General features: G+C 65.5%; 27 protein-coding genes and 1 tRNA gene. 11 read left to right on the top strand and 17 right to left on the bottom strand.

Annotated elements, in window-relative coordinates:
* Window positions 1-137: 137 nt before the first annotated feature.
* From thrB to lysA, 3 genes are read right to left on the bottom strand one after another with little or no spacing between them, the layout of a single operon-like run.
* A complete protein-coding gene (thrB, locus tag MRBLWH11_RS16730; RefSeq protein WP_116635424.1) occupies window positions 138-1,091 on the bottom strand; it encodes a homoserine kinase in 954 nt (317 codons plus the stop codon).
* 2 nt (window positions 1,092-1,093) lie between these two features.
* On the bottom strand, window positions 1,094-2,398 hold the full coding sequence (locus tag MRBLWH11_RS16735) for a homoserine dehydrogenase (RefSeq protein ID WP_116635270.1): 1,305 nt from the start codon (window positions 2,396-2,398) through the stop codon (window positions 1,094-1,096).
* Between the two features lie 30 nt (window positions 2,399-2,428).
* Window positions 2,429-3,847: a diaminopimelate decarboxylase gene (lysA, locus tag MRBLWH11_RS16740; RefSeq protein WP_116635271.1), complete on the bottom strand. Its 1,419-nt coding sequence runs from the start codon at window positions 3,845-3,847 to the stop codon at window positions 2,429-2,431.
* 151 nt (window positions 3,848-3,998) lie between these two features.
* On the opposite strand from lysA, the gene MRBLWH11_RS16745 reads away from it, so the two are divergent.
* Genes MRBLWH11_RS16745 through MRBLWH11_RS16760 form a run of 4 tightly spaced genes read left to right on the top strand, consistent with a single transcriptional unit; the run spans window position 3,999 to window position 7,301 of the window.
* Window positions 3,999-5,045: a YihY/virulence factor BrkB family protein gene (locus MRBLWH11_RS16745; protein WP_116635272.1), complete on the top strand. Its 1,047-nt coding sequence runs from the start codon at window positions 3,999-4,001 to the stop codon at window positions 5,043-5,045.
* Window positions 5,046-5,105: 60 nt separating this feature from the next.
* On the top strand, window positions 5,106-6,011 hold the full coding sequence (locus tag MRBLWH11_RS16750) for an alpha/beta hydrolase (RefSeq protein ID WP_341945623.1): 906 nt from the start codon (window positions 5,106-5,108) through the stop codon (window positions 6,009-6,011).
* Window positions 5,986-6,567 (top strand): TetR/AcrR family transcriptional regulator, encoded by a 582-nt coding sequence (locus MRBLWH11_RS16755; protein WP_341945624.1) that lies wholly within the window; start codon window positions 5,986-5,988, stop codon window positions 6,565-6,567. Before MRBLWH11_RS16750 ends, MRBLWH11_RS16755 begins: the two co-directional genes overlap by 26 nt.
* Window positions 6,568-6,569: 2 nt before the next feature.
* On the top strand, window positions 6,570-7,301 hold the full coding sequence (locus tag MRBLWH11_RS16760) for an alpha/beta hydrolase (RefSeq protein WP_341945625.1): 732 nt from the start codon (window positions 6,570-6,572) through the stop codon (window positions 7,299-7,301).
* Between the two features lie 15 nt (window positions 7,302-7,316).
* On the opposite strand, the gene MRBLWH11_RS16765 is transcribed toward MRBLWH11_RS16760, so the two are convergent.
* The gene (locus MRBLWH11_RS16765; RefSeq protein WP_341945626.1) at window positions 7,317-8,168 is read right to left on the bottom strand and encodes a DUF2993 domain-containing protein; all 852 of its coding nucleotides are present in this window, start codon (window positions 8,166-8,168) and stop codon (window positions 7,317-7,319) included.
* A gap of 39 nt (window positions 8,169-8,207) precedes the next feature.
* The gene (gene argS, locus MRBLWH11_RS16770) at window positions 8,208-9,872 is read right to left on the bottom strand and encodes an arginine--tRNA ligase (RefSeq protein WP_341945627.1); all 1,665 of its coding nucleotides are present in this window, start codon (window positions 9,870-9,872) and stop codon (window positions 8,208-8,210) included.
* A gap of 93 nt (window positions 9,873-9,965) precedes the next feature.
* Between argS and MRBLWH11_RS16775 the strand changes: the two genes are divergently transcribed.
* Both MRBLWH11_RS16775 and MRBLWH11_RS16780 read left to right on the top strand, forming a co-directional pair.
* Entirely contained in the window at window positions 9,966-10,781 is an 816-nt protein-coding gene (locus MRBLWH11_RS16775) for an SGNH/GDSL hydrolase family protein (protein ID WP_341945628.1), read from the top strand.
* 16 nt (window positions 10,782-10,797) lie between these two features.
* Window positions 10,798-10,870, top strand: a tRNA-Arg gene (locus tag MRBLWH11_RS16780).
* 359 nt (window positions 10,871-11,229) lie between these two features.
* Here the strand turns inward: MRBLWH11_RS16780 and MRBLWH11_RS16785 are convergent.
* Window positions 11,230-11,523, bottom strand: a complete 294-nt coding sequence (locus tag MRBLWH11_RS16785; RefSeq protein ID WP_341945629.1) for a hypothetical protein — start codon at window positions 11,521-11,523, stop codon at window positions 11,230-11,232.
* 11 nt (window positions 11,524-11,534) lie between these two features.
* Between MRBLWH11_RS16785 and MRBLWH11_RS16790 the strand changes: the two genes are divergently transcribed.
* Window positions 11,535-11,864: a hypothetical protein gene (locus MRBLWH11_RS16790; protein ID WP_341945630.1), complete on the top strand. Its 330-nt coding sequence runs from the start codon at window positions 11,535-11,537 to the stop codon at window positions 11,862-11,864.
* Here the strand turns inward: MRBLWH11_RS16790 and MRBLWH11_RS16795 are convergent.
* The 4 genes from MRBLWH11_RS16795 to MRBLWH11_RS16810 all read right to left on the bottom strand — a co-directional run bounded on the left by MRBLWH11_RS16795 (window position 11,861) and on the right by MRBLWH11_RS16810 (window position 16,647).
* A complete protein-coding gene (locus tag MRBLWH11_RS16795) occupies window positions 11,861-13,039 on the bottom strand; it encodes an acyltransferase (protein WP_341945631.1) in 1,179 nt (392 codons plus the stop codon). The two genes, MRBLWH11_RS16790 and MRBLWH11_RS16795, sit on opposite strands and share 4 nt — an antisense overlap.
* A 66-nt stretch (window positions 13,040-13,105) precedes the next feature.
* Window positions 13,106-14,665: a glycosyl hydrolase family 28-related protein gene (locus MRBLWH11_RS16800; protein ID WP_341945632.1), complete on the bottom strand. Its 1,560-nt coding sequence runs from the start codon at window positions 14,663-14,665 to the stop codon at window positions 13,106-13,108.
* A gap of 33 nt (window positions 14,666-14,698) precedes the next feature.
* Window positions 14,699-14,980 carry a hypothetical protein gene (locus MRBLWH11_RS16805; protein WP_341945633.1) on the bottom strand — a complete coding sequence of 94 codons (282 nt, stop codon included), beginning with the start codon at window positions 14,978-14,980 and terminating at the stop codon, window positions 14,699-14,701.
* Window positions 14,977-16,647 (bottom strand): hypothetical protein, encoded by a 1,671-nt coding sequence (locus MRBLWH11_RS16810; RefSeq protein WP_341945634.1) that lies wholly within the window; start codon window positions 16,645-16,647, stop codon window positions 14,977-14,979. The genes MRBLWH11_RS16805 and MRBLWH11_RS16810 overlap by 4 nt, the downstream gene beginning before the upstream one ends.
* A gap of 51 nt (window positions 16,648-16,698) precedes the next feature.
* Here MRBLWH11_RS16810 and MRBLWH11_RS16815 point away from each other — a divergent pair, with 51 nt between their 5' ends.
* Genes MRBLWH11_RS16815 through MRBLWH11_RS16830 form a run of 4 tightly spaced genes read left to right on the top strand, consistent with a single transcriptional unit; the run spans window position 16,699 to window position 17,581 of the window.
* Window positions 16,699-17,028 carry a hypothetical protein gene (locus MRBLWH11_RS16815; protein ID WP_341945635.1) on the top strand — a complete coding sequence of 110 codons (330 nt, stop codon included), beginning with the start codon at window positions 16,699-16,701 and terminating at the stop codon, window positions 17,026-17,028.
* A complete protein-coding gene (locus tag MRBLWH11_RS16820; RefSeq protein WP_341945636.1) occupies window positions 17,021-17,188 on the top strand; it encodes a hypothetical protein in 168 nt (55 codons plus the stop codon). Before MRBLWH11_RS16815 ends, MRBLWH11_RS16820 begins: the two co-directional genes overlap by 8 nt.
* Window positions 17,185-17,328, top strand: a complete 144-nt coding sequence (locus tag MRBLWH11_RS16825; RefSeq protein WP_341945637.1) for a hypothetical protein — start codon at window positions 17,185-17,187, stop codon at window positions 17,326-17,328. The genes MRBLWH11_RS16820 and MRBLWH11_RS16825 overlap by 4 nt, the downstream gene beginning before the upstream one ends.
* Before the next feature lie 16 nt (window positions 17,329-17,344).
* Entirely contained in the window at window positions 17,345-17,581 is a 237-nt protein-coding gene (locus MRBLWH11_RS16830; RefSeq protein ID WP_341945638.1) for a hypothetical protein, read from the top strand.
* 14 nt (window positions 17,582-17,595) lie between these two features.
* Here the strand turns inward: MRBLWH11_RS16830 and MRBLWH11_RS16835 are convergent, their stop codons facing one another.
* From MRBLWH11_RS16835 to MRBLWH11_RS16865, 7 genes are all read right to left on the bottom strand, one after another.
* On the bottom strand, window positions 17,596-18,522 hold the full coding sequence (locus MRBLWH11_RS16835; protein WP_341945639.1) for a hypothetical protein: 927 nt from the start codon (window positions 18,520-18,522) through the stop codon (window positions 17,596-17,598).
* A 352-nt stretch (window positions 18,523-18,874) separates the two neighbouring features.
* Entirely contained in the window at window positions 18,875-19,090 is a 216-nt protein-coding gene (locus MRBLWH11_RS16840; RefSeq protein ID WP_341945640.1) for a holin, read from the bottom strand.
* Window positions 19,087-19,479, bottom strand: coding sequence for a hypothetical protein (locus tag MRBLWH11_RS16845; protein WP_341945641.1), 393 nt, complete (start codon window positions 19,477-19,479; stop codon window positions 19,087-19,089). The genes MRBLWH11_RS16840 and MRBLWH11_RS16845 overlap by 4 nt, the downstream gene beginning before the upstream one ends.
* A complete protein-coding gene (locus MRBLWH11_RS16850; RefSeq protein ID WP_341945642.1) occupies window positions 19,479-20,291 on the bottom strand; it encodes a M23 family metallopeptidase in 813 nt (270 codons plus the stop codon). Before MRBLWH11_RS16850 ends, MRBLWH11_RS16845 begins: the two co-directional genes overlap by 1 nt.
* A gap of 4 nt (window positions 20,292-20,295) precedes the next feature.
* On the bottom strand, window positions 20,296-20,919 hold the full coding sequence (locus MRBLWH11_RS16855; RefSeq protein WP_341945643.1) for a hypothetical protein: 624 nt from the start codon (window positions 20,917-20,919) through the stop codon (window positions 20,296-20,298).
* Between the two features lie 62 nt (window positions 20,920-20,981).
* Window positions 20,982-21,866 carry a hypothetical protein gene (locus tag MRBLWH11_RS16860; protein WP_341945644.1) on the bottom strand — a complete coding sequence of 295 codons (885 nt, stop codon included), beginning with the start codon at window positions 21,864-21,866 and terminating at the stop codon, window positions 20,982-20,984.
* A complete protein-coding gene (locus MRBLWH11_RS16865) occupies window positions 21,863-22,975 on the bottom strand; it encodes a hypothetical protein (RefSeq protein ID WP_341945645.1) in 1,113 nt (370 codons plus the stop codon). The genes MRBLWH11_RS16860 and MRBLWH11_RS16865 overlap by 4 nt, the downstream gene beginning before the upstream one ends.
* Window positions 22,976-22,982 lie beyond the last annotated feature (7 nt).

Raw genomic sequence — 22,982 nt, forward strand, 5'->3', positions numbered from 1 at the left:
GAACGCGCACAACGGGTGCTGCGCGCGATCGCACGGGCTGACGCTCGGCGCCAGCCGGCCTCGGCAGGGAGTTCTCGGAAGAAATCTGCCTCAGGGGTTTGCGTGCGGGTCTTGCAAGATTTGCAATGGGGCCAGATTCACGAAACTACGTGGAGCCCTCCGCTCGCCCCCACTGTACCACCACGGACGTCGACGGCGAGCAGGAGCGCCTCCCACGGGGTGTCGGTGACGCGATCCGCGAGATCGACGGCGTCCTGACGGCTGCCGGGACCGTCGGCGAGCACGAGCACGCTCGGTCCGGCGCCGGACACCACGGCGGCGAAGCCCTCGGCGCGGAGCGCCTGCACGAGCCGCTGCGTCTCGGGCATCGCCTCGGCGCGATAGTCCTGGTGGAGACGGTCGGCCGTGGCGTCGAACAGCAGCTCGGGGCTCTGCATCAGCGCGGCGATCAGCAGCGCCGAGCGCGAGACGTTGAACACCGCATCGGCCGTGGAGACCTGGGGCGGCTGCAGGGATCGCGCCTGCGAGGTCGACATCGTGTAGGCCGGGACGAGCACGAGCGGAGAGACACCTCGGTGCACGAGGAGCTTCTTGTGCTGCGGGCCGCGCTCCCCCACCCAGGCGATCGTCAGTCCGCCGAAGAGTGCGGGGGCGACGTTGTCCGGGTGGCCCTCGAGCTCGGTGGCGAGACGCAGCAGGTCGGCGTCGTCGATCTCGACGTCGCCCTCCAGCAGCCCCTTGGCGGCGAGCACGCCGGCGGCGACGGCCGCGCCGGAGGACCCGAGACCGCGGCCGTGCGGCACGCCGTTCTCGGCCACGATCCGCAGCCCGGGAACCGGACGGCCGACGTCCGCGAAGACATAGGCGATGGTGCGCACGATCAGGTTCGACGAGTCGCGCGGGATCTCCTCCGCACCGGAGCCGGTGACCTCGATCTCGAGCTGACCGGCGGGAAGCGCGGTGACCTGGAGCGTGTCGTAGATGCTGAGCGCCAGCCCCAGGGTGTCGAATCCCGGGCCGAGGTTCGCGCTCGTGGCGGGAACCGTCACCTCGACGGTGCGCCCCTCGACGGGCTGCGAGTCGGCCGCCACCGTCACTCGCCTTCCACGCGGAGCACGGAGATGACGCGCTCCACGACGGCGCTGCCGGCGAGGGCGTCGACGGTCGCGCTGAGCGCCTGCTCGGTCGCGCGGTGCGTGCCGATGATCAGTCGTGCGGTCGGCTCATCCTCGCCCTCCACCGTCTGCACGACGGTCGCCACGGAGACGCCCCCGTCGCTGAGCGTGCCGGCGACCGTGGCGAGCACGCCCGGTGCATCCGCGACCTCGAGCGTGATCTGATACCGGGTGGTCACGTGGCCGATCGGGACGACAGGGAGGTTGGCCCTGGTGGACTCGCCGACGCCGACACCGCCCGCGATGTGGCGGCGGGCGGCGGAGACGACGTCGCCGAGAACAGCGGATGCCGTCTGCACCCCGCCCGCGCCGGCGCCGTAGAACATGAGGGAGCCGGCGGCCTCGGCCTCGACGAACACCGCGTTGTTCGCGCCGTGGACGGATGCCAGCGGGTGCGTGGCGGGAACGAGCGCCGGGTAGACGCGCACCGAGATCGACTCCGCACCGTTCGCCTCGAGCCGCTCGCACACGGCGAGCAGCTTGATCACGAAGCCGGCGGCACGCGCCTCCTCGATCATCGAGGCCGTGACCGAGGTGATGCCCTCGCGGTAGACGGCGTCGAGCGGCACGGCCGTGTGGAAGGCGAGGCTGGCGAGGATCGCCGCCTTCTGCGCGGCGTCGTATCCTTCGACATCGGCCGTCGGGTCGGCCTCCGCGTAGCCCAGGCGCTGGGCGTCGGCGAGCACATCGCCGAAGTCGGCGCCCTCGGTGTCCATCCGGTCGAGGATGTAGTTCGTCGTGCCGTTCACGATCCCCATGATCCGCACGACGCGGTCGCCGGCCAGCGAATCGCGGAGCGGGCGGATGATCGGGATGGCGCCCGCGGCTGCCGCCTCGTAGTAGACGGAGGCGCCGACACGGTCCGCGGCCTCGAAGAGCTCGGGACCGTGCGTCGCGAGCAGCGCCTTGTTGGCGGTCACGACGTCGGCGCCGGATCCGATCGCCTGCAGGATGTTCGTGCGAGCGGGCTCGATGCCGCCGATCAGCTCGATCACGATGTCGGACCCGAGGATGAGCGTCTCGGCGTCGGTCGTGAAGAGCTCCTTCGGCAGGTCGGCGTCACGGGGTGCGTCGACGTCGCGGACGGCGATGCCCGCGAGCTCGAGCTCTGCCCCGGCCCGGTCGGCCAGTTCGTCGCCATGGCGCAGCAGGAGAGCCGCGACCTGCGAGCCGACCGCTCCCGCGCCCAGCAGCGCCACACGAAGTCGTCGGTAGTCAGTCATGGTTGCTCCTTCGGAAGCTTCGGAGGTGGGTCATCTGTCTCCCTCGGGGGCGTGCGCCCCGTCGATGCCCGCGTCCCGGGCCAGCAGGTCGTCGATGGTCTCACCGCGGACGATGACCCTCGACCGACCGTCGCGCACGGCGACGACCGGCGGACGCGGAACATGGTTGTAGTTGCTCGACAGCGAGGCGCAGTACGCGCCTGTCGCGGGAACCGCGAGCAGATCGCCCGGCACGAGATCGGCCGGGAGGTATTCGTGATCGACGACGATGTCGCCGGATTCGCAGTGCTTGCCGACGACGCGGCTGAGCTGAGGCTCTCCCCCGCCGATGCGCGAGGCGAGGCGTGCCGAGAACTGGGCGCCGTACAGCGCGGTGCGGGCGTTGTCGCTCATGCCGCCGTCGACGCTGACGTACCGGCGGACCGCGCCGGATTCCACCGTCACGTCCTTCGTGGTGCCGACCTCGTACAGCGTGACACCGGCGGTGCCGACGATCGCGCGCCCCGGCTCGAAGGACAGGGCGGGCACCGGGATGCCGCGCGCGGCGCAGCCCTCGGCGACCGCGGAGACGATCTCACCGGCGAGGACCTCGATCGGCGTCGGATCGTCGACGCGGGTGTAGGCGATTCCGAATCCGCCACCGAGGTTCAGCTGCGGCACCGGACCGCCCTCCAGGAGTGCGGCGTGCAGCTCGAGGACGCGGGACGCCGACTCGCGGAAGCCCGCGACCCCGAAGATCTGGGAGCCGATGTGGCAGTGCAGTCCCGCGAAGTCGAGCCCGGGGAGCTCCCGGATGCGGGCGACCGCGTGCGCGGCCTCGGCGAGCGGGAATCCGAACTTCTGGTCCTCGTGGGCCGTGGCGAGGAACTCGTGGGTCTCGGCATGGACTCCGCTGATGACGCGCACCAGCACGCGCTGGACTGCACCGGTCCGCGCGGTGATCGCCGCGAGACGCTCGATCTCGATCGCACTGTCGACGATGACGGTGCCGACGCCGGCGATCACGGCGCGCTCGAGTTCGGCGGTCGACTTGTTGTTGCCGTGGAAGCCGAGCGACGCCGGGGACACGCCCGCGGCGAGCGCCACCTCGAGCTCTCCTCCGGTGCACACGTCGACACGCAGTCCTTCGTCGACGACCCAGCGCGCGACGGTCGTGGAGAGGAAGGCCTTGCCTGCGTAGTAGACCTGCGCCGTCGTGCCGTTGTCGGCCGCCGCCTGGTCGAAGGCGGTCCGGAAGGCCCTGGCGCGGCCGCGGACCTCGTCCTCGTCGAGCACGAGCACAGGGGTGCCGTAGGTACGGGCGAGGTCTGCCGCGCTCACGCCGGCGATGTCGAGGACGCCGTCGGCGTCGCGCACCGCGGAGGCCGGCCACACTCCGCTCGCGAGGTCGTTCGCGTCATCGGGGACGACGAGCCATTCCGGGGCGAGCGAATCGGCAGGGGGAAGCACTGAGCACCAATCGTGGAACGGAGCGCGTCGCTGAATACGCACATCGAGGTTGACCCGATTCTAGGGCACCGCCCCGGAGCGCCTTGTCACGGTGACGCCCGGCGTCAAGCCCCTCCGGCTGTTTCACACGGGCTCATAGGGTGGGGGCGTGATGAACACCGAATCGCCCTCTGAGACCGCTGATCGCCCTGGCCTCGTCGCGCGCGTCACCGGGCCCCTGATCGCCTGGGCGCTGCGGAGGCGCCTCGTGCGGGCCGCGCTGCTGTACACCGAGCGTCGCGGACCGATGCTCGCCGACAGCGTCACCTACCGCGCGCTGTTCAGCGTCTTCGCGGGAGTCCTCCTCGGCTTCTCGATCGCGGCCCTGTGGCTGGCGGGCAATCCCGAGGCGTGGCGGGCGATCATCGACTCGGTCCAGTCGGTGGTACCGGGGCTCATCGGCGACGACGGCGTGATCGATCCGAAGGATCTGCAGAAGCCGGCATCCCTGTCCGTCGCGGGCATCGTGTCGCTCGTCGCGCTCATCGGAGCTGCCCTCGGCGCGATCGGGTCGCTGCGCACCGCCGTGCGCGTCATCGCCGGCACGGTCCAGGACGACATCCTCTGGGTGTGGGTGATCCTCCGCAACCTCGCTCTGGCGCTCGGCATCGGACTCTCGTTCGTCGCCGCGGCCGCCGTGACCTTCGTCGGCCAGCTCGGCGTGGCGTGGATCAGCGATCTGCTCGGGCTCCCTGCGGACTCAGCGCTCGTCAGCTGGAGCGCCCCGGTGCTCTCCCTCGTGGTGGTTTTCGCCCTCGACACGCTCCTCCTCGTCGGCGTCTTCCGTCTGCTCTCCGGCGTGCGCCCCGCCGCGCGGTCGCTGTGGAGCGGTGCCCTGCTGGGCGCATTCGGGCTCGTCGTCCTCCAGCAGCTGTCGAGCCTCTTCGTCGGCGGCGCCACCAGCAACCCGCTCCTCGCCACCTTCGCCTCGCTCCTCGCGCTCCTGATCTGGCTCAACCTGTCGACGCAGGTGATGCTGCTGGCGTGCGCCTTCATCGTGACCGCCGAGGAGGAGCGGACAGACCGCGTGCATCAGAGGTTCGGGGCCACGACGTTCCCGCAGCGTCGCCTCCAGCGCGCCGAGGTCGACGTGCAGATCGCCACCGCCGAGCTCCGGGCCGCGCAGAAGGCCGCTTCCGGCGACGGCACGGCCTCCTGACGCGGGTCCACCCCTCGTAGTGACCAAGTGGGATAGTCTGGTCACAACGAGAGGAATCCCATGGACCCCCGACGCGCACGCATCACCGTCGCCGATGCGGAGATCTCCTTCCTCGAATGGCGCCCGGCGGAGGAATCCGGCTCGACGGTCCTCCTGCTGCACGGCGGCGGCGCCGACTGCGCCGAGCTGTCCTGGTCCGAGGTCGGACCGGCACTCGCGGCGGCCGGGCACCGTGTCATCGCTCCGGATCATCCCGGTTTCGGTCACAGCCCGCGCGCGAAGTGGCCGCTCACACAGGAGCGGCTGGTCCGCTACGTCGGCGAGTTCGCCGACGCCGTCGGCCTCACGGACTACGCGATCGGCGGACTCTCGCTCGGCGGGGGCATCGCGCTCGGACACCTCCTCGCCCAGCCGGGACGGGCACGCGGTGCGATGCTGCTCGGGTGCTATGGCCTCATGCCTCGGCTCGCCGACGGGCCCTTCGGCGGACTCACGCAGGTCATGACCTTCCTGCTGCTGCGGAGCGGGGCGCTGGCGGCGATGACCAGGCGCTACATGCGGAACCGTTCGGCGATGGAGCGCGGCCTCCAGGATCTCGTCCGTGATCCGACGGCGCGCACGCCCGAGCTCGTCGATGCGGTCCTCGCCGAGGCGGCATCCGGCACCGGCACCGTCGTCTTCAGCGAGTGGCAGAAGGACCAGGTGCTCTGGAACCGGCTGCGCACCGAATACACCGCGCAGCTGCCCTCTCTCCGCACGCCGACCCTCCTCGTGCACGGCGATCACGACAGCGGGGTGCCGATCGCGCGCATCCGGTTCGCCGCAGAGCGGATGCCGGACGCGACGCTGCTCACGGTCCCCGACGCGGGGCACTGGGTGCAGCGCGACCGCCCCGACGTCGTCATCCCGGCGATGCTCGCTCACCTGCAGAGGATCGACGATGCCCAGACCTCTCGTCCCGAATAGGCGCGAACGCATCCTCGATGCCGCCGAGGAACTCGTGCTCGCTCGCGGCTTCGACGCGATGAGCGTCGCCTCGATCGCCGAGGGTGCCGGCATCGGCAAGGGCGCCGTCTACCTGGAGTTCCCGGGGAAGAACGACATCCTCGACGCCCTGCTGCAACGCGGGACAGCCCGGCTTCGCGAACGAGCGCGGGCGGAGGTCGGAGATCGGCCGCGACTCAGTGCGGCGTATCGTGCATCCGCACGGGCGCTGCGGGATGACGCGCTGATGACCGCCGCCTTCCTCGACGATCGTGGTGTGCTCGGCGCCCACGTGACCGAGGTCGAGCACGGGCGCTACCGCGAGCGTCATCTCGGCGTCGTCGAATGGCTGCACGACCTCCAGCGCCGGGGAGAGATCGACGAACAGGTCGATGCGGAGGCGCTGGCTCTGGCGCTGTCGAGCGCGACGATCGGACTGCTCTCCGCCGCGCGACTGCTCGGTCCGCTCTCCTCGGAGCAGCTCGAGAACGCGATCGACACCGTCGGCCGGATGGCCGCTTCCTTCGAGAGGAACTGACGATGCACATCGACCGCTTCGGCCCCGAAGGCGGCACACCGCTGCTGCTTCTGCACGGAGGCGGTGTCGCCGGCTGGATGTGGGAGCCGATGCGCGCGCACCTGGACGAGGGGCACCGCATCCTCGTGCCCGACCTCCCGGGGCACGGACGTAGCGCGGACCACATCTACACCTCGCACGACGACGTGCTCCCGGCGCTCGAGGAGCTGCTGGAGGGCGAGGGCCGCCCCGCCACGGTCGTCGGCTTCTCGCTCGGCGCCCAGCTGGCGGTGCTGCTGGCCGCCCGGCGCCCGGACCTGGTCGAGAAGGTGATCGTCGTCAGCGCTCAGGCGATCCCGATGCGCGCGGTCGGCCCCACGCTCGCCCTCCTCGGTGCGACCGCGGGACTCGCCCGGCAGGAGTGGTTCGCGAAGCTCCAGGCGCGGGAGCTGTTCGTCCCGCCGGAGCATCTCGACGACTACGTGCGGACGTCTGCCGGCATCTCCCGAGAGACCCTGCTCAACGCCGTCGAAGAGAACCTGCGCTTCACACCACCGGACGGCTGGCGACATTTCCCGGGCGCCGCGCTGATCCTCGCGGGTTCGAAGGAGAAGACGCTGATGAGGCGCTCGTCCGCCGCGCTGCACGAGGCTCTGCCGCAGAGCGAGCGGGAGATCATCGCCGACTGCGGTCACGGCATCCCGCTGCAGCGCCCCGCCTGGTTCGCGCAGCGGGTCGAGTCCTGGATGCGCTGACGGCGCTCCTGCCGGTCAGCGCGGGCAGACGCCCTTCTCGAGCAGAGCCGGATCGGTGGCGATCGCACCGTCGACGTCGATGTCGATCACGGCCTCGCTGCCCACGATCGCGAGGCCGGTGAGGGTGAGGCCGGCGGGAAGTTGATCCGCGATGCAGATGCGCTGCGTCCGCGTCAGGCTGTCTCCGACCGATCCGAGCATCGAGCCGACGCCATCCACATCGACGTCGAGTCCGCCGATCGACAGCCCCACCGGCGTGAGCTCGAGGTCACCCTCCGCAGCACCGGGCGTGAGCGTCAGCGTGAGGGGGACGGCCACCCCGAACACCGTGAACGAGCCGCCCAGCGTGGCGTTCGGCGCGTCGAAGACGACGGATTCGACCGGCAGATCGGTTCCGGCGAGCAGGGTGGTGAACTCGGCCTGGTCGATCCGGATCGTGCCGGAGGCACCGCCCAGGTCTCCCCCGCGCAGGGGGATGCCCGTCGCGGTCACGTCCGCGGCACCGGTGATCCCCTCGAGGGTCACGGCATCCGTCGACAGGTGCAGCGTGTCGAGTCGTCCGCCGATCAGCTGCGGGAGCAGCACGCCCTCCGCGTCGACGTCGAGCTGCTGGTCGGCGGGGAGGTCCAGCTGCTCGATGACGAGGGACCGCACGATCCCGGGAAGGATCGAGCGCGCGATGAACTCCGCCGCGACGACGAGCAGCGCCAGCAGCACCACGACGATCAGCAGCACCCACGGCCAGCGGCGACGACGCGTCGGCCGCTCGGCATCCGCCTCCGCGGGCGCATCGGACCCGGGGATCACGAGCGTCGGATGCTCTGCCGAAGCGTCAGGATACGGCAGGGTGTGGTTGTCGTCGCTCATGCTGCCATCCTGCCCTACCGGCGCGGTGGACAGCCGTCGCTACATGCGCTCCGGAGCGGACACGCCGAGCAGGTCGAGTCCGTTGCGGAAGACCTGGCCGGCGGCATCGTTCAGCCACAGACGCGTGCGGTGCACGCTCTCGATCGGGTCGTCGCTCAGGGGGATCACGCGGCAGTTGTCGTACCAGCGGTGGTACAGCCCCGCGAGCTCCTCGAGGTAGCGCGCCACGCGGTGCGGTTCGCGCACCTCGGCCGCGAACGCGACGATGCGCGGGAACTCCTGCAGCGCACCGAGCAGCGCCGCCTCGGACTCGTGCGTGAGCGTCTCGGGGGCGAACTCCGAGCGGTCGACGCCGGAGTCGGCGGCGTTGCGGGCCACGTTGTGGGTGCGGGCATGCGCGTACTGCACGTAGAACACCGGATTGTCGTTGGTGCGCTTCTGCAGCAGCTCGGGGTCGAGCGCGAGCGGCGAGTCGGCGGGCGAGCGCTCCAGCGAGTAGCGCAGCGCGTCGGTGCCGAGCCATTCGCGCAGGTCGTCCATCTCGATGATGTTGCCCGCGCGCTTGCTCAGACGGGCGCCTCCGACAGACACGAGCTGTCCGATGAGCACCTCGACGTCCTTCTCGGGATCGTCGCCGGCGGCTCCCGCGAGCGCCTTCAGGCGGTGCACGTAGCCGTGGTGGTCGGCGCCGAGCAGATAGATCTTGTGCGCGAAGCCGCGGTCGCCCTTGTTGAGGTAGTACGCGGCGTCTGCCGCGAAGTACGTGTACTCGCCGTTGGAGCGGCGGATCACGCGATCCTTGTCGTCGCCGAAGTCGGTGGTGCGCACCCACACGGCGTCGTCCTGGTCGAAGACGTGACCCTGTTCGCGCAGACGGTCCACGGCCTGGTCGACGAGGCTGACCCCGTCGGCGTTCTTCGCGTGCAGCGTGCGCTCGGAGAACCAGACGTCGAAGTGCACGTTGAACTTCGACAGGGACTCCTGCTGCTCCGCCAGCTGGTACTCGTAGCCGAGCTCTCGGGCGACGATCACCTTCTCGTCGTCGTCCAGAGAGAGGAAGTCGGGGCGGGCCGCGAGCACGCGGGCGGCGAGATCGTTGATGTAGCTGCCCGCGTAGCCGCCCTCCGGCGTGGGCTCGCCCTTCGCCGCGGCGACGATGGACTGCGCGAAGCGCTCCATCTGGGCGCCGGCGTCGTTGATGTAGAACTCGCGAGCGACGGTGGCACCGGATGCCGCGAGCACGCGGCCGATCGCATCGCCGAGCGCCGCCCAGCGGGTGTGGCCGATGTGCAGCGGCCCGGTGGGGTTCGCGCTCACGAACTCGATGTTGATGCTGCGTCCGGCCTGGGTCTCGTTCGTGCCGTAGGCGGCTCCGGCGTCGACGATCGTCTTCGCGAGCGCACCTGCGGCGGCCGCGTCGAGGCGGATGTTGATGAAGCCGGGTCCGGCGACCTCGGCGCTGGCGACGCCGTCGACACCGGCGAGACCGTCGGCGATCTGCTGGGCCAGCTCGCGCGGATTCGTGCCGAAGGGCTTCGCGAGACGCATCGCGATGTTCGAGGCCCAGTCGCCGTGGTCGCGATTGCGCGGACGCTCGAACACGATGTCGGATGCGGCGAGCTCGAGGGGCTCGCCAGGACGTCGTTCCTCCGCGATCGGTGCGAGGACGGCGAGGAGGGCTTCGGCGAGCGTTTCAGGGTTCATAGCCGTCCCAGTTTACGGCGCGCGATGACGGTCCCCGACGCCGCGGCGGCGCGGGGAATTTGCGTTCGCCTTCCGGTGATCTACTCTCATGCAATGCACGACTCCGCCGCCCGACGCCGACTGCGCACCGTGGGCATCGCCATCGCCCTGCTGCTCGCCGTCTCCGCGGGCGTCCTGGGCGTGTGGCGACCATGGACCCCGATGCCCGCCGCGGCCCCGGTCGGAGCCTCCGCCGACGGCGAGGGAAGCGCTGCCTCGGTCGTCGCTCCGGCACCGCTGAGCCTTCCCGATCACCCGCGTGTGCTCGTGTTCGGCGATTCCTGGACCTACGGTTCGGCAGCGACCGATCCGACCCAGGGATACGCCTACGTGCTCGCGGGACTCGTGGGCGGCGAGACCATCGTCGACGGTGTCCGCGGCAGCGGCTACCTCAAGCCCGGGCTCGACGGTCCGACCTTCGGCGAGCGCATCGCCCTCCTCGACCCGGCGCTCGCGCCGAACCTGATCATCATCCAGGGGTCGATCAACGACCGGGCCCAGGGCGTGGCCGGCTACCGCGAGGCCGTCACCGCCGCCTGGGACGCGCTGGCCGCGAAGTACCCGGAGGCGTCGATCGTCGTGCTGGGCCCCGCGCCGCACGAGCTGCCGGTGGGCGCGGCGACCGCGCGCATCGACACCGACCTCTCCGAGCTCGCGGCAGCACGCGGCTGGTGGTACATCTCCCCCATCGCGCTCGACTGGATCACCGATCAGAACTACCTCGACGTCATCGACGTGGACTTCGGTCACAAGCATCCGTCCACCGAGGGGCACCGTTATCTGGCCGAGAGGCTCGCCGCCGCACTCGATGAGCTGCGCGGCGCTCCCGTCACCGAGGCCGGTGGGTCGGAGACCACCCCCGACGAGTGATATCGTCGTTCGGTACGCCTCCGTAGCTCAGTGGATAGAGCGCCGGTTTCCGGTACCGTAGGTCGCAGGTTCGACTCCTGTCGGGGGCACTAGAAAACACTGGTCAATCAGTGAAAACACAACTTAGCGAATAGCCTCAGGCATAGCCAAGGTGATTCTAAGCGCGCACGCGGTTCTGTCGGCGTGTCGCCCTACCAGCGGCCCGTTCGCGCACCATACGTGCAGTCACAGGGTCCGCAGCGATACCTTCCGCAGACACTGCAGCACGCCCCAGCAGCACGTAGTACCGCACTTCCGTAATACCTAACCGGTGTCGGATGAGCGCGGTCTTGGCTGGCGTGTGGCGTGGCATTGATCGTTCGAACGCGAGTAGTTGTGCGGGTGTCATCCGTCTACTGTCCTCGGGGCGTCGGACATTGATAGACCTTATGCGCGTGGTGGGTAAGGTTCAGCCGCGTCCGTTGGGTGGCCCGTTGTGGATGTCGTCGTCGCGTTTGAGTCGCGCCTTGTACAGTCCTTCGCAAGCGTGCTGCAACGTGTTTGACCAGCCGATGATGTCGCCGCCCATGGTCACCTTGTAGCGGAGGACACCAGCACCCGGGACGCGTCGGAGTTCGATGCGTCCGAATGGTGCGGTCTCGTGTGCGGCTTTCATGGTCCAGACGCCGGGTTCGGGTTCGTCGGTCAAGAAGATCGGATGCCAGTGCGACATGCTGTCAATGATGCGGGCGACGTCTGACATACGCTGGAGCCATGGGAACCTTCAGGCTTGCCGGGCAGTATGAGCCACAACACTTCTCGGTCGCGCTCGACCCGGGACGGTCACTAGTTGCGGGTGCACTCCCGGACGAGGATAAGCCGCACCTTGCTGTCTATGACGGAACCGCGCTGGACATCCTTGCTGAGTTCGTCGGCCCGCAAGAACCAGGCGAGTTGCTGGTATCGCTCCAAAGGATGGAGAAAGCCATCCGGGCGAAGGCGATGCTCGAAGCCATTGCCGTTGTCCGCGACCATCCGCAGCAGGGCACCGAAACGGCGCTCAACGAACTCCTCACTCGTTACAAGAAGTACGCCAGTCGCTAGACGGGCGGATTCGCCGACTGGCGCTGCTGGGCTTCCCACCATTCCCGGCGCGCAGAGACCCGCCGTTTAGGCAGGGCGCGAGCGACTATGCGCTCAACCCAACGCAACGCACGCCCCACGGTCCCATCAAAGGCCGCCGACCACATTCGTTTTGGGCGGAGCTCGACGAACGCGTATAGCAGGTACGCCCCACCCAGGATGATCGCGAAGACGACGATGTAGGCGACCCATTTGTTCTCGTCGTTAGCGAACCGGTTGAAGAGCATGTATCCGATGTGCGCGTGGAGCAGGTACAGCGGATAGGTAAGTGCACCCAAGATGCGGCTCTTCGGGATCTTCCACGCGGCGACACTGGGGATGATCTGGACCAACATGATCCCGAAGAAGGCGACGGCGAGGGCGCCAACTAGCGGCAGAGAGAGAAGATGGAGCCCGGTGGACGCGTCGTTTATTCGGCCCGCCTCAGCCACGGTGTACGAAACCGAAACGTAAGCGCTGGCGGCAAGCCCTACAGCCTGCCACCATGACCATCCGTTGCGTTGGATCGTCGAGACGATCGCGCCGGCTGCGAAGTAGGCGTAGAAGGTTCCGAGCAATGGCATGGAAGCGATGTTGGGCGTGACGAGCGTGAGTGCGAGCATCATGATCGCCCACCCTGGATAGAAGACCTCGAGGCGCTTGCCGAGGCCCACGAGGAGGAACAGGAATATCATCCCGTAGAACAGCAGTTCACAGAACAGTGTCCAGTAACTGTTGTCGATGAGCGGTTGATGCAGTATGCCGGGCATCATGGTGAGGTTGGCGAGGTACTGCGGGATGGTGACGGTGAATACTGTGCCGCCGATGAGCAGGATGGTGATGGTGGTTATAGTCACTGCGACCCAAAATGCCGGGTAGAGACGGATCAACCGGCGCACCGCGAACTCGGATGCTGTGCGGCCTTGTGATGATGCGGCGATGACGAAGCCGCTGATCATGAAGAAGAAGTAGACGCCGAGGTATCCGTATGCGGCTATCCCTGCGAAGGGTGAGTAGGTCACCGTGTTCATCTCGTCCAATTCGATGCCCTTGTAGAGCCAGTGGAAGATCACGACGGCGAACGCTGCGACGAATCGGCACACGTCTAGCAGCTCGAAACGAACCGGGTTTGCTTGTGCGGGCGCTGCAGAAACCATGTGCACATCCTGGCACACGCGAAAAGCCCCCACCCGCCCGCGCAAGCAGGAGGGTGGGGGAATCGTTTAGGTGACTGGCACGGCTACGGTGCGGGAAACCTCAAACCATCGGTTGAGGACACCGTTGTATTGCATCCTCACTGTCGTTCGTGTGCTCGCCGTCGTATCCGAGGGGGCAACGCCTCCAGCAAACCTGAAGTTTGATGGGTATACGTAGGTGCGCCCACCTGTTGCGTCTTGAACAATCGTCAGGATGAGTTCCTGCCGATGCGACCCCACGGCGGTGAGGTTCATGCTGGTCACGTTTGCGCTCACGGTGATTTCCGTGTTGCCGAAGTCGGGGTTGATCGTTGCGACCCCGGCCACGGCGTGCGTTTTTGCCTCCACCGGTTGGAGCCTGAGCTTCCCGTCAAGGATGGTGCCGGGAACACTGCCACCTGCGGTGTATCCAACCGGGATCTCGACGCGTGCCCCCGGATATGGGAGGCCGCCTCCGTCAACGGCGGTGTACGAAGTTAGTGCCGTTTCGACGCGGACCCAGTTGTCGCCCGTGATGTCAACGTTTTGGCCTACGGTGAAACGGTAGGCAGCAGAACCGGAGACGTTAGCCGACGCGGCGCCCGCGATGAAGCTGTTCCCGCGGCAGTTCAACACCCGACCCGTGCCGCCGCGTTGTTCAATCCACGTCGTCAGGTTCGGCGTGTAGATGTAGCAGCCGATGGCATTGATCGTGGTGTTGATAAACGCCGCCGTGTCGATTCCGCGCACGTTCGCAGAAGCGATGGTCGACTCAAAGTAGACGCCGAACAAGTTCAAGGACTCACTGTGGAATACCTTGATGCCGGATTGGAACTGCTCAATCGAACCACCGAAGATGGACAGTGGCCGCGCGCACCCATCGATACCGATGCCGACCGTGCCATCCGCCCGCTGCGTGTTGATTTGCGGGTTGTGCATGGCGATGTTCAGGCTTGAGGTGATCTTGATTCCGGTTCCGCAGCGTCGGAAGGCGGGGTTGAGCAGGAGTCCGTAGTACACCTGGTCGAGGTGGACGCCGATTGCCCAGTCGTCAACGGATACGTTTTCCATGCGCAGCGAGTTTGCGGATGAGTCGTACATTTTGACGCCCACGCAGGTGCCGACCGCGTCACCGGGGCCGCGGATGAGGAGGTTCTTGAGTTTGGTGTAGGACCGGGCGCGGATCCCTGGGGTTGAGCCGGATACCGCGAACACGAGTTCCGCAGATGTGCTCGCACCGGAACCGAACGCCCCAACCGCCCCTTCGAGCGTCTGCCACGTCTGCGTGATGAGGGTGCCCGCTACTCGGTACCGCTTGTGGGGAGACAGGAGCACCCGCCCACCCACCCCGGCGGCATCGAGGGCCGCCTGAATGGCCGCTCGGTCGTCCGTGGTGGCGTCCCCCACCGCGCCGAAGTCGTCGACATTGCGGTACACCAGAGGCGCCTTCGGTCCCGACACTGTTGCATCGAGTGGCCCGACGAAGGCTTCTGCGAGTGCGCCGCCGACCACGGTGGCAGGGTTCGCAACATCGACGGACAGTGCCGCGAGCACGGGGTCGGGCAGTTTGTAGTCCGCGTCATCAACAGCAACAAGACGATTAACCATCGCGTCTACCGCCTTTCGTGTTCAGTTGGTGCATCAGTCGAGGTCGGGGATGACGGTCAGCGATGAGTACCCGTTGTTGGGGAAGGTGATGATTTCGCCGCCGTCTGTGACTTCGAGCTCGACTTTGTATGTGCCGATCGCGAGTGTGCCGGTGAGGGTGTGCGAGACGAGACCTTCCGTGGCATCCGTGATTGTGGTTGCGAGGACGATGGGGTCACCTGTCCGCGGTTTCGCTACGAGTCGCACCGTCGCGCTGGTCAGGTCGAGGTTCGCTTTCCACTGGACAACATGTGTGTCCCCGCTTTTGATGATCAAGATGCGTCCTCCAACGTGTGCGAAACCGTGACTGGTGTGAGCGTGTGATTGACGACGACCTCGGTCAGTGTGAGACGATCCGGGAGCACTCGAGCAGCCGTCACACCAACCCCGGTCAGGGCGAGGATGCCGAGCGCGGTTCGAACGATCTGGTACGTGACAGACCCGATGCCACCCAGCCCGAGCGAACCCTGTGCTGTGCGTGTGATCGTGACCGATGCTGTAGCCGTGCCCTGGATCGTCAGGAGCCCGTCTGCGGTCCTGTCCGTGCTACCAGTCGTGGATGCTGAACCGGACAGTTCGAGGACACCAGCAGCGGTCCTCGTGACAGTTGTGGCATGCTCAGCCGTACCCGCGAGAGCCAACGTGCCGGATGCGGTACGTCCGACCGTCACAGTGCGTGATGCGTCACCCGAAAGCGTCAACGAACCCGATGCAGTACGTGCCACGGTGATCGTGCGAGTTGCGGCACCGACAAGAGCCAGTGCGCCCGAAGCAGACACGTTCACCGTCGTCACAAGCTGAGCGGCAACAAACGCTGCACGCTCCGTGTACCCAGCCGCCGTCATGTGTGTGGAGTCCGTCGTCAACCAATACGTGGACGGGTTCGAGCCGCCATCGATCGCACGAATGTACGTGTTCCAGTCCGCGAACGTCGCATTACCTCGTGCGGTCAACTTCGCCTGGATGAGACCATTCACGCGGATGTCGTCCGCCGATGCGGTTGCCTTCGATGTCAGACCGATCCATACGATCTTCGGGCCTGCACCGATCGCCGTCAGCAGCGTGTCAATGTCGGCGTTGATCGTCGCATCCACTTGCGGGCGGTCGTTCGTACCCAGGGCGATGATCCACGTGTCGATCGTGCCCAACCATGCCTGCGCGTCAGCAACGTTGTTCGCCGCAGTCTTGCCAGTCAGGTCAGCGACGGCGATACGTTTCCCGCCAACACCGCCGTAGTAGAAGTTGCGGGTGTCGAAGTTTACGTCGAACGCGGAGAAGTAGTGTGTGGGCCCGGCGCCGTTCTCATAACCGTTCGAGTCGCTGAGCACGGCAATGCGCGGTGTGCCTAGCGTCGTCGGTGTTGCCAGCACGTCAGCGGCAGTGATCGCCGTGTCACCAACGAGTAGCATCCGGAACGACCAGTCCGGCAGTGCAGGCGTGGTTCCGATCTGTCCCATCCGCCAGTTGTCGACCAGGCCGAACGTGTTCGTCGCGGTGATCGTGTCAATGACGGTTGTTCCATCAGCCGCGTAGATCGCGACCGTCGCAACCGTGGCGCTGATCGACCCGACGAACGCGTACGTGGTGTTGTTCGACAGGACCGCGGACGTGTCGAGACTGTTCGTTGATGCGCCGTCGAGGATGATCGTGCCCGTGGACGACAACCGCAAACGGAACGAAGTCGCACCCGCCGAAGTGAACGGGTGCAGGAACACCTGAGATGATGCCGGATTGCCGGTCTTCCGGAACGCGAACCCGAAATAGGTGGTGGCCGGCGAACCCAGCGGCGACTTCCCGATGATCTTCGTAGCCGTGGTCGACGTCACCTTGAACCACGGGACACCGCTCAAGGTGTCAGCAACGATCAGCGGGCTGAATGACGTCAGCTCGGAATCAAACTTGCCTGTGACATCATCGCCGGACAGCTTCAACGTGATCGTCATTACGCCTCCGGTTGTCTATACATTCGTCTTTACGGGTGGTACGCTGGCCCCATGAGCGAAGACCGAAGCGCAAGGGCAGACTTTCCGGAGTTCTATGGACGCCGGGAGCTGCGGCGTTGGGTGCCATCGATATCGGAAGAACCTGCTGTCCCGGTTTCGGAGGTGCTGACTGGTGACGAACTGACGCTGACGTTCGACAGGCCAGAGTTCGCAGACGCGCTCGAGGAGACCAATTGCTGGGAGTGCGAGCGCCAGATCGCGGAAGGGGTTGACGCCATCGCTATATTCCGCGCATGCGCGACGGGCATGAAAATCATGGGCTACTCCCATGCGTGGCACTTCGAAACAGACGGGATGGATGAGGAAACTTCTGATGATTGAGCAACGGGAGAGCGTTGCGGATTCTCTCGCCTACTTGGAGAAGACGCTCGACAACGTCGCGGAACTGCGCGACGATCTCACGTGGACGAACGCGGAAGTGGTCGCGATGGTCACTGACGCGATTCTCCTACTTCGAGGTCAGACGAATGCCGGTGCATGATGGGTAACGTGCAGACTCCGCTCACCAACTTCCGCATCCCCGCAGATATCAAGAAGGCGGCGCAGGAGAAAGCCGAGTCCGAAGGCAAAACTCTCTCCCGCGTCGTCATCGACCTACTCCGCGAATACGCCCGCGACTAGACCCCAAGGATCGAGCATGAGCGAAAAGCCCTACGTCCACGTCTATCCCGAGTCTTTGTTTCGATGGTGGGTAACTTTCACGCCAGCCGGCGAGCTTGCTTTCCTCCACGAACGCGTCTATCTGCGCTACGGGAAGAAACGCGCCGTCCGACACGGGGAGCGCCTACTCCGCGAGGCTTCGGGCGGAACTCTGCATCTTTCGGACAAGGCCCCGTGGGCCCCCGGTGCGAACAGCGAGAAGTACGCCGTGTAGGCCGCAGTGTCGCGTCACGCTTCCTTGAAGATGCGGAGGCGGTTAATCACCATCCTCGATTCCTGCCACTCCGGTTTCGGTTCACGTGCACTCGACCCACCGGCCTGCAACGTGATCCGCGGATACCACTCACGCCCCGGGATCTCATACACCGAGTCGTACCAAGAAGCGATACGCGTGTTCATCGTCGGCTTGTCCCACGAATACAGCAGCACGCCATCAATCCAGAACGTGATCCGCCCCTTGACCTTCTCCACGACGTACGTGTGAGGTGCGGCAGGGTCAGGGTTCGGGAGCTTCGAGTACAGCAGAGAAGCGTTCTCTTTCCGCTTCGACGTGTAGTTCTCCCACACTGTTGCGTGAGCCTTCGCACCCAACGCCCAATCGAACGGCCACGTCTCACACACATCAATCTCACCCGAATCGCCATGAGTGAGCGGGCGGAACCACAGCGGACACGGCCACATGCCATAGTCGGTCGGGAGGGTTGCGGTCACCTCTGCGCGGAAATAGTTCGGGACACGGACGTGCCGACCCAGAACATCACCCGTCGTGTACGGTCGACCGCCCAGAGCCTCACGGCGCCCGATGACAGTCAGCCCGTCACCAAACACCACATTCTTCGGCGTGTTGAACGAGTTGTCATTCGACTGGGTTTCAGACCGCTTCTCCCACCCGTCATCCTTAGCAAACGTCGAGTCATACAGAGTCACCCAACCAGCAGGATCAACAGGCTTCTCGAGCTCGGCAATCCGTGCCTTCAGAACCGCGATCTCAGCCTCAAGCTCATCGATCCGACGAGACGCACCCGCAACATCCGCGTGCGCCAGGTCAAGTTCCGCAAGCACCGTCGACAACTGGGACTCGGCAGACACCACGCGCTCGACCAGATCAGCCTCACGCGCATCAACAAACGCACCCACCTCATCCCATAGCGTCATCAGACCACCGAGATGATGGGAGTGACAGCCACAACAGCCTGACCCGGGAGCGCACCAGTCGACGAAGACAGGGCAAACCCGCCAACGAACGTTCCCGACGTTGCCGCAGACCACACACCAGCGTATGTATACGTACCGGCCGGAACATCAATGCTCACAGCCGAACCATTCACCACACCATCAGACGAACCAGCCGTCCACGTCGTCTGCTTCCGCGCATAAGCCGGCGAACCACCAGTCACCTCATTCGCACCCGTAGTCGACGGGTCAGCAGTGTGCAGACTGATCCACGTACCGGTAGCAGTGACCGACGTTGCCGCAGTCTCTTTCGTCGCAGAGGTAAAGGCCATGGTCAGACCTCCGACTTCGGCGTGTTACCCCGGAAAGCGATAGACGTCAGGACGGACGCCAGAGTGATCGCACCGGCAACACCCAGCGCCCCATACCAATCCACATCCAGCAGCCCAATCTTGTCGACAGCGAGAACACCCGCAAGCGACTGTGCTGCCGTAGCAATGGCCCGGTCGAACAGGTCAATCCAAAACTGCTTATCTGCGTACTTGCTCATTTGTTGTTCTCCAAGTGGTTGTCAAACTTCTTCTGCAAGCGGTCAAGATCCTCAACGACGCTCTTAACCGCGTCCTTCAGACTGGAACCGTGATTCGTGGTCACCTCGTGCTGCACAACACCCAAAGCGATCGACTGGTTAGCCATCTCCGCCGACTGTTGAGCAAGCGACACCGACTGTTCGTCCTGCTTCTCCTCCACCACAGACAGGCGTTCCATCAGCCCCGGGCGTGCCTCGAAACCTGGACGTGCGGGCTCACCGGCCACGTCGTCAATGAAGTGTGTGATCTTCCGCAGAAACGGCCACACCTTCAACGCCACCCAAACCAGTAGCGCCGCAGCGGCAAGCCACGGTGCTACTGAGATCAGGTCAACAATCCAACCGGGCATCAGCCGGCGAGTCGCTTCGCGGCATCATCATTCACGGACTTCGCGATCGCTGCATAGTCGAGGCTCACGGTCGGCTTGCCAACCGACGCCACGACGGCGTCCGCGATCGCCTTGACCTGCTCGGGCGTGATCGGGGGCTTTGTCAGCGCCTGCGCCACAAGCTCCTGAGTGCGGTACTCGGTGTCGAGCAGGCCATACTCGCCAGAACGCGGCCCATCCTGGTTAACCCACTTGAGCTGGGCTGCACCCAGATTCTCGGGGCCGTAGATGGCGGCATAGATGGCGTTCTGCTTATTGCGGTCATCGTCCGTGAACATGTCGTCCTCCTGGTCTCCCCCGCCACCACTGGCGGAACCTGATGTGTCTGCGTAGTCCATGAAGTCGACCGTGTAAGGGTTCCCGTTGCGGTCGTAGCCATAGTTCGAATCGTGAGTCGGCCACAGGGTCACATGCGTGTGAGCGCCGCCCGTCTCAGCGACGTTCCAAGACCAGTCCTCTTCGCCGTAACCAGAAGCACCAGACCATCCGATGACCTCACCGCGGCGCACAAAGCCCTGCGACCGCCGGATGGACGACAGGTGCAACGCCCGGAAACGCATGCCGTTGTCGAGGTCGATACCTACCCATCGGCCAGTTGCGGGCCAGATGCTGTCCCCCGTGTCGTAAATGCGACCGTTCCCAGGCGCAAGAACGGGCGTACCAATCGGGCAGAAGAAATCCGTGCCGGGTTCCTTGGAAGGCTCGTCACGACGCTGATGAGACGCCCACGAACTCATACTGCGCGGACCAACAGGCAGAAGAAGATCACCCATCAGATCACGCAGCCTCGTACTGGAACGTCGCCGCAATAGTCGACGTCGCACCGAACGTGATCGGAGAAGTCGACGTCACACCGCTCACATACACGGTGCCCGCGAGAGTCGCCTCAGTCACCAAAGACGCCACGGTCGCAGAATCCTTCCGAATGTGCCCGATGCCCCGAGAACCCGTGCTGGGCAGGAAGAGAACCTTCGACATGAGGAGTTCTTCCAACGCGTCCGAAGCATTCAACGGGAGCGAAATGGTCGGTGCCGTCGACATCGTTGCCACCGCAATGCGGAACTTCACCGTGACCACGCCCTGATAGATCATGTACTTGGCCGTCGAGAATGTGCCCGTGAAGTTCGCAATCGTCGGGGTGTAGTTCGTCCAGGGGCGGGCCACGATCTTCCAGCCGGTCCCGTCGTGCCGATAGTCAGACTTCGTATCCAACGCATGACCCCACAGGCCCGCACGGTTCCACTCGTAGTCGTCCAGTTCTGCCAGGTTCGCCCGGATGATGCGGTTGCCCACGTCTGCCGCGTACTCTGCCGCCGTGGTCTCGTCAACTCCGAGATCCGGCGCATACCCAGCGAGAAAGATCGGGTGCCCGTCGAAGTCGTCAATATCGTTTGAGGCCAAGGTGTCCCCCTTAGAAACACAAAACGCCCACCCGCAGGTGAGCGTTGAAAGATGAGAAGAGATCAGCGGATGCCGATGATGCGAACCGCGCCAGACATCGCATCCGACGCCGTCCCGTACCAGCGCGTGTAACCCCCACCACCCGGAGCGAGGACGCCAACACCCCGACCGCCAGCGGCGAGATACTGGCCGACCGACGGAGTGAGCGCGATCCAGCCATTGCGACCACCGAGCGGAAGAGTGATCAGTGAAGACGGGAGAATGTACGGCTCGCCCCCAGGGATAGACGGGTGATCATGCGCGCCAACCGAAGCCAGCCCCACCTGTGAGATCAGTGGCAGGAAGGTGTACGCCTCGGTGACTGTCGCGCCAGAACCCACCGCATCCGAGATCGCATTACCGAAAGTCCAGATCCCCTGATTGCTCGAGCTCGCCCACGGATCATTGCCCCAGTAGCCGGACCCAGACTGATACCGGGCACTGTTGTTCGCGCGGATCGTCACATCGAACGGGGTGCCGCCCCCGCCGCCCGACTCCCCCGGCGTATCTGGAGTCTCGGAACCGGTGATCTTCCCCTGGATGATGCCGGTCGTCCAGTTGATCTCAACCATGTCGTCAACGGTCGGCGTGTAACCGTCCCGGTAGTACAAGCTGTACTCCACACCGTCAACGGTCACCGTAGAGCGCGGCGTGCCCGGCGCCGTAATCACGCCAAGGGGGTTCAGTGGGCGCACCGGGCCGGTCGCAGCCGGTGAACCATTCACCCAGTCGACCCGCACCGGCATGCCCGCAACCGGCGGGTAGAAACCGATGCAGGGGATCGTCACCGTAGACGTGCCGATGTTGACGACCGCGAAACGGCCATCCATGCGGACGAACTGGCCAATTTCAGATCGGGCAGACGTCTGCTGCGACATCTTTCGGGCCAGAACCTCCGCATCGTTCATGACAGCTCCCGGTCCACCCGCATCGTCACGTTCATGTATGCGCTATCTGACAGAGAGACGTTCGTCAGGCGACCCACAATCGGCCGCTTCCAACCCTCGAGCTCGACGACGTCACCGATCTCAACCAACGGGTTGATGTGGCACTGAATCTGTACGTCGTACTGCTGGGAGCCGATCGACTGATCGAGTACAGCCTGCACCGCGGTATCGCCCTGCGCCTGTGTCTTCACCAGGTCGGAGGAGTACTCGCGAGAGTTCACCTCGTAGGGGCCGTCGATGCTCAGTGGACCAGATGTCACGGCCTTGATCGAGTAGAACGCGTTGCCTTCCGCGTCCTCGAACTTGCCGATCACCTCGTTGTAGACCGTGTCCGTCTCAATCTCATCCGCAACATCCAGGACGGTACCGAGCTCGCCCAGGCGCAGCGTAGCGACCGGCTCGCCTATCTCATCGGGGATGATCACCCACGCGCCACGACTGTTCACCACAGCCTGGCCGCCCAGGATCTTCCCGAGTTCCATCACGGCCTCAAGGCGACCACCCCGCTTCGCCTCCCACGTCTTCACCGACGGAAGCGCAACGTCATCCACGGTCTGCTCGACGGCCATGTTCGTGAACCGGCGGATCTCGTCGAACGCCGAAGCGCCAGCCAGCGAAGTCTCCGGGAACCGAAAGCCCCACCGATCGATGTTGGTCTCGAGCGAATCGAATTTGATGCCCACGCGGGACGCGGTGACAATCTCGCGACCCTCATACTCGGTCACGTAGTCCTCAGCGGACGGAACCGCCATTACCCGGAACGTCCCCAGCGACACGGACTCCTGAAACGCGCCGGCCCGGATTGTCAGCACCGGTTCCACGCGGGCGCGGAACGGGGACAGAATCCCCTTCGTGCCTACCGGAACCAGAGACTCACCGTCAACCGAGGAGTGCACCACGTTGCCCGAACCCTGCCCGCAGATAGCGCGACCCAGATCCGAACTCAACTGCCACGACTCAAACCTCGCACCAGTAAGGGTGCGCTCAGAGGCGGTGTAAACGTTCACGGTCAACTCCCGCTCGAACGACCCCGCGAGCGCGTCAACCAGATCCTGCGAATGCTGCCTCATGGTGCTC

Source organism: Microbacterium sp. LWH11-1.2 (genome assembly GCF_038397745.1).
In the GTDB taxonomy this organism is placed as follows: Bacteria; Actinomycetota; Actinomycetes; order Actinomycetales; family Microbacteriaceae; genus Microbacterium.

Excerpts from the sequence above, each read along its gene's own strand:
- MRBLWH11_RS16735 (WP_116635270.1), bottom strand. The coding sequence starts at position 2,398 with ATGACTGACTACCGACGACTTCGTGTGGCGCTGCTGGGCGCGGGAGCG.
- MRBLWH11_RS16745 (WP_116635272.1), top strand. The coding sequence starts at position 3,999 with ATGAACACCGAATCGCCCTCTGAGACCGCTGATCGCCCTGGCCTCGTC.
- MRBLWH11_RS16750 (WP_341945623.1), top strand. The coding sequence starts at position 5,106 with ATGGACCCCCGACGCGCACGCATCACCGTCGCCGATGCGGAGATCTCC.
- MRBLWH11_RS16755 (WP_341945624.1), top strand. The coding sequence starts at position 5,986 with ATGCCCAGACCTCTCGTCCCGAATAGGCGCGAACGCATCCTCGATGCC.
- MRBLWH11_RS16760 (WP_341945625.1), top strand. The coding sequence starts at position 6,570 with ATGCACATCGACCGCTTCGGCCCCGAAGGCGGCACACCGCTGCTGCTT.
- MRBLWH11_RS16765 (WP_341945626.1), bottom strand. The coding sequence starts at position 8,168 with ATGAGCGACGACAACCACACCCTGCCGTATCCTGACGCTTCGGCAGAG.
- argS (WP_341945627.1), bottom strand. The coding sequence starts at position 9,872 with ATGAACCCTGAAACGCTCGCCGAAGCCCTCCTCGCCGTCCTCGCACCG.
- MRBLWH11_RS16775 (WP_341945628.1), top strand. The coding sequence starts at position 9,966 with ATGCACGACTCCGCCGCCCGACGCCGACTGCGCACCGTGGGCATCGCC.
- MRBLWH11_RS16785 (WP_341945629.1), bottom strand. The coding sequence starts at position 11,523 with ATGTCAGACGTCGCCCGCATCATTGACAGCATGTCGCACTGGCATCCG.
- MRBLWH11_RS16790 (WP_341945630.1), top strand. The coding sequence starts at position 11,535 with ATGGGAACCTTCAGGCTTGCCGGGCAGTATGAGCCACAACACTTCTCG.
- MRBLWH11_RS16795 (WP_341945631.1), bottom strand. The coding sequence starts at position 13,039 with ATGGTTTCTGCAGCGCCCGCACAAGCAAACCCGGTTCGTTTCGAGCTG.
- MRBLWH11_RS16800 (WP_341945632.1), bottom strand. The coding sequence starts at position 14,665 with ATGGTTAATCGTCTTGTTGCTGTTGATGACGCGGACTACAAACTGCCC.
- MRBLWH11_RS16810 (WP_341945634.1), bottom strand. The coding sequence starts at position 16,647 with ATGACGATCACGTTGAAGCTGTCCGGCGATGATGTCACAGGCAAGTTT.
- MRBLWH11_RS16815 (WP_341945635.1), top strand. The coding sequence starts at position 16,699 with ATGAGCGAAGACCGAAGCGCAAGGGCAGACTTTCCGGAGTTCTATGGA.
- MRBLWH11_RS16820 (WP_341945636.1), top strand. The coding sequence starts at position 17,021 with ATGATTGAGCAACGGGAGAGCGTTGCGGATTCTCTCGCCTACTTGGAG.
- MRBLWH11_RS16825 (WP_341945637.1), top strand. The coding sequence starts at position 17,185 with ATGATGGGTAACGTGCAGACTCCGCTCACCAACTTCCGCATCCCCGCA.
- MRBLWH11_RS16830 (WP_341945638.1), top strand. The coding sequence starts at position 17,345 with ATGAGCGAAAAGCCCTACGTCCACGTCTATCCCGAGTCTTTGTTTCGA.
- MRBLWH11_RS16835 (WP_341945639.1), bottom strand. The coding sequence starts at position 18,522 with ATGACGCTATGGGATGAGGTGGGTGCGTTTGTTGATGCGCGTGAGGCT.
- MRBLWH11_RS16840 (WP_341945640.1), bottom strand. The coding sequence starts at position 19,090 with ATGAGCAAGTACGCAGATAAGCAGTTTTGGATTGACCTGTTCGACCGG.
- MRBLWH11_RS16845 (WP_341945641.1), bottom strand. The coding sequence starts at position 19,479 with ATGCCCGGTTGGATTGTTGACCTGATCTCAGTAGCACCGTGGCTTGCC.
- MRBLWH11_RS16850 (WP_341945642.1), bottom strand. The coding sequence starts at position 20,291 with ATGGGTGATCTTCTTCTGCCTGTTGGTCCGCGCAGTATGAGTTCGTGG.
- MRBLWH11_RS16860 (WP_341945644.1), bottom strand. The coding sequence starts at position 21,866 with ATGAACGATGCGGAGGTTCTGGCCCGAAAGATGTCGCAGCAGACGTCT.
- MRBLWH11_RS16865 (WP_341945645.1), bottom strand. The coding sequence starts at position 22,975 with ATGAGGCAGCATTCGCAGGATCTGGTTGACGCGCTCGCGGGGTCGTTC.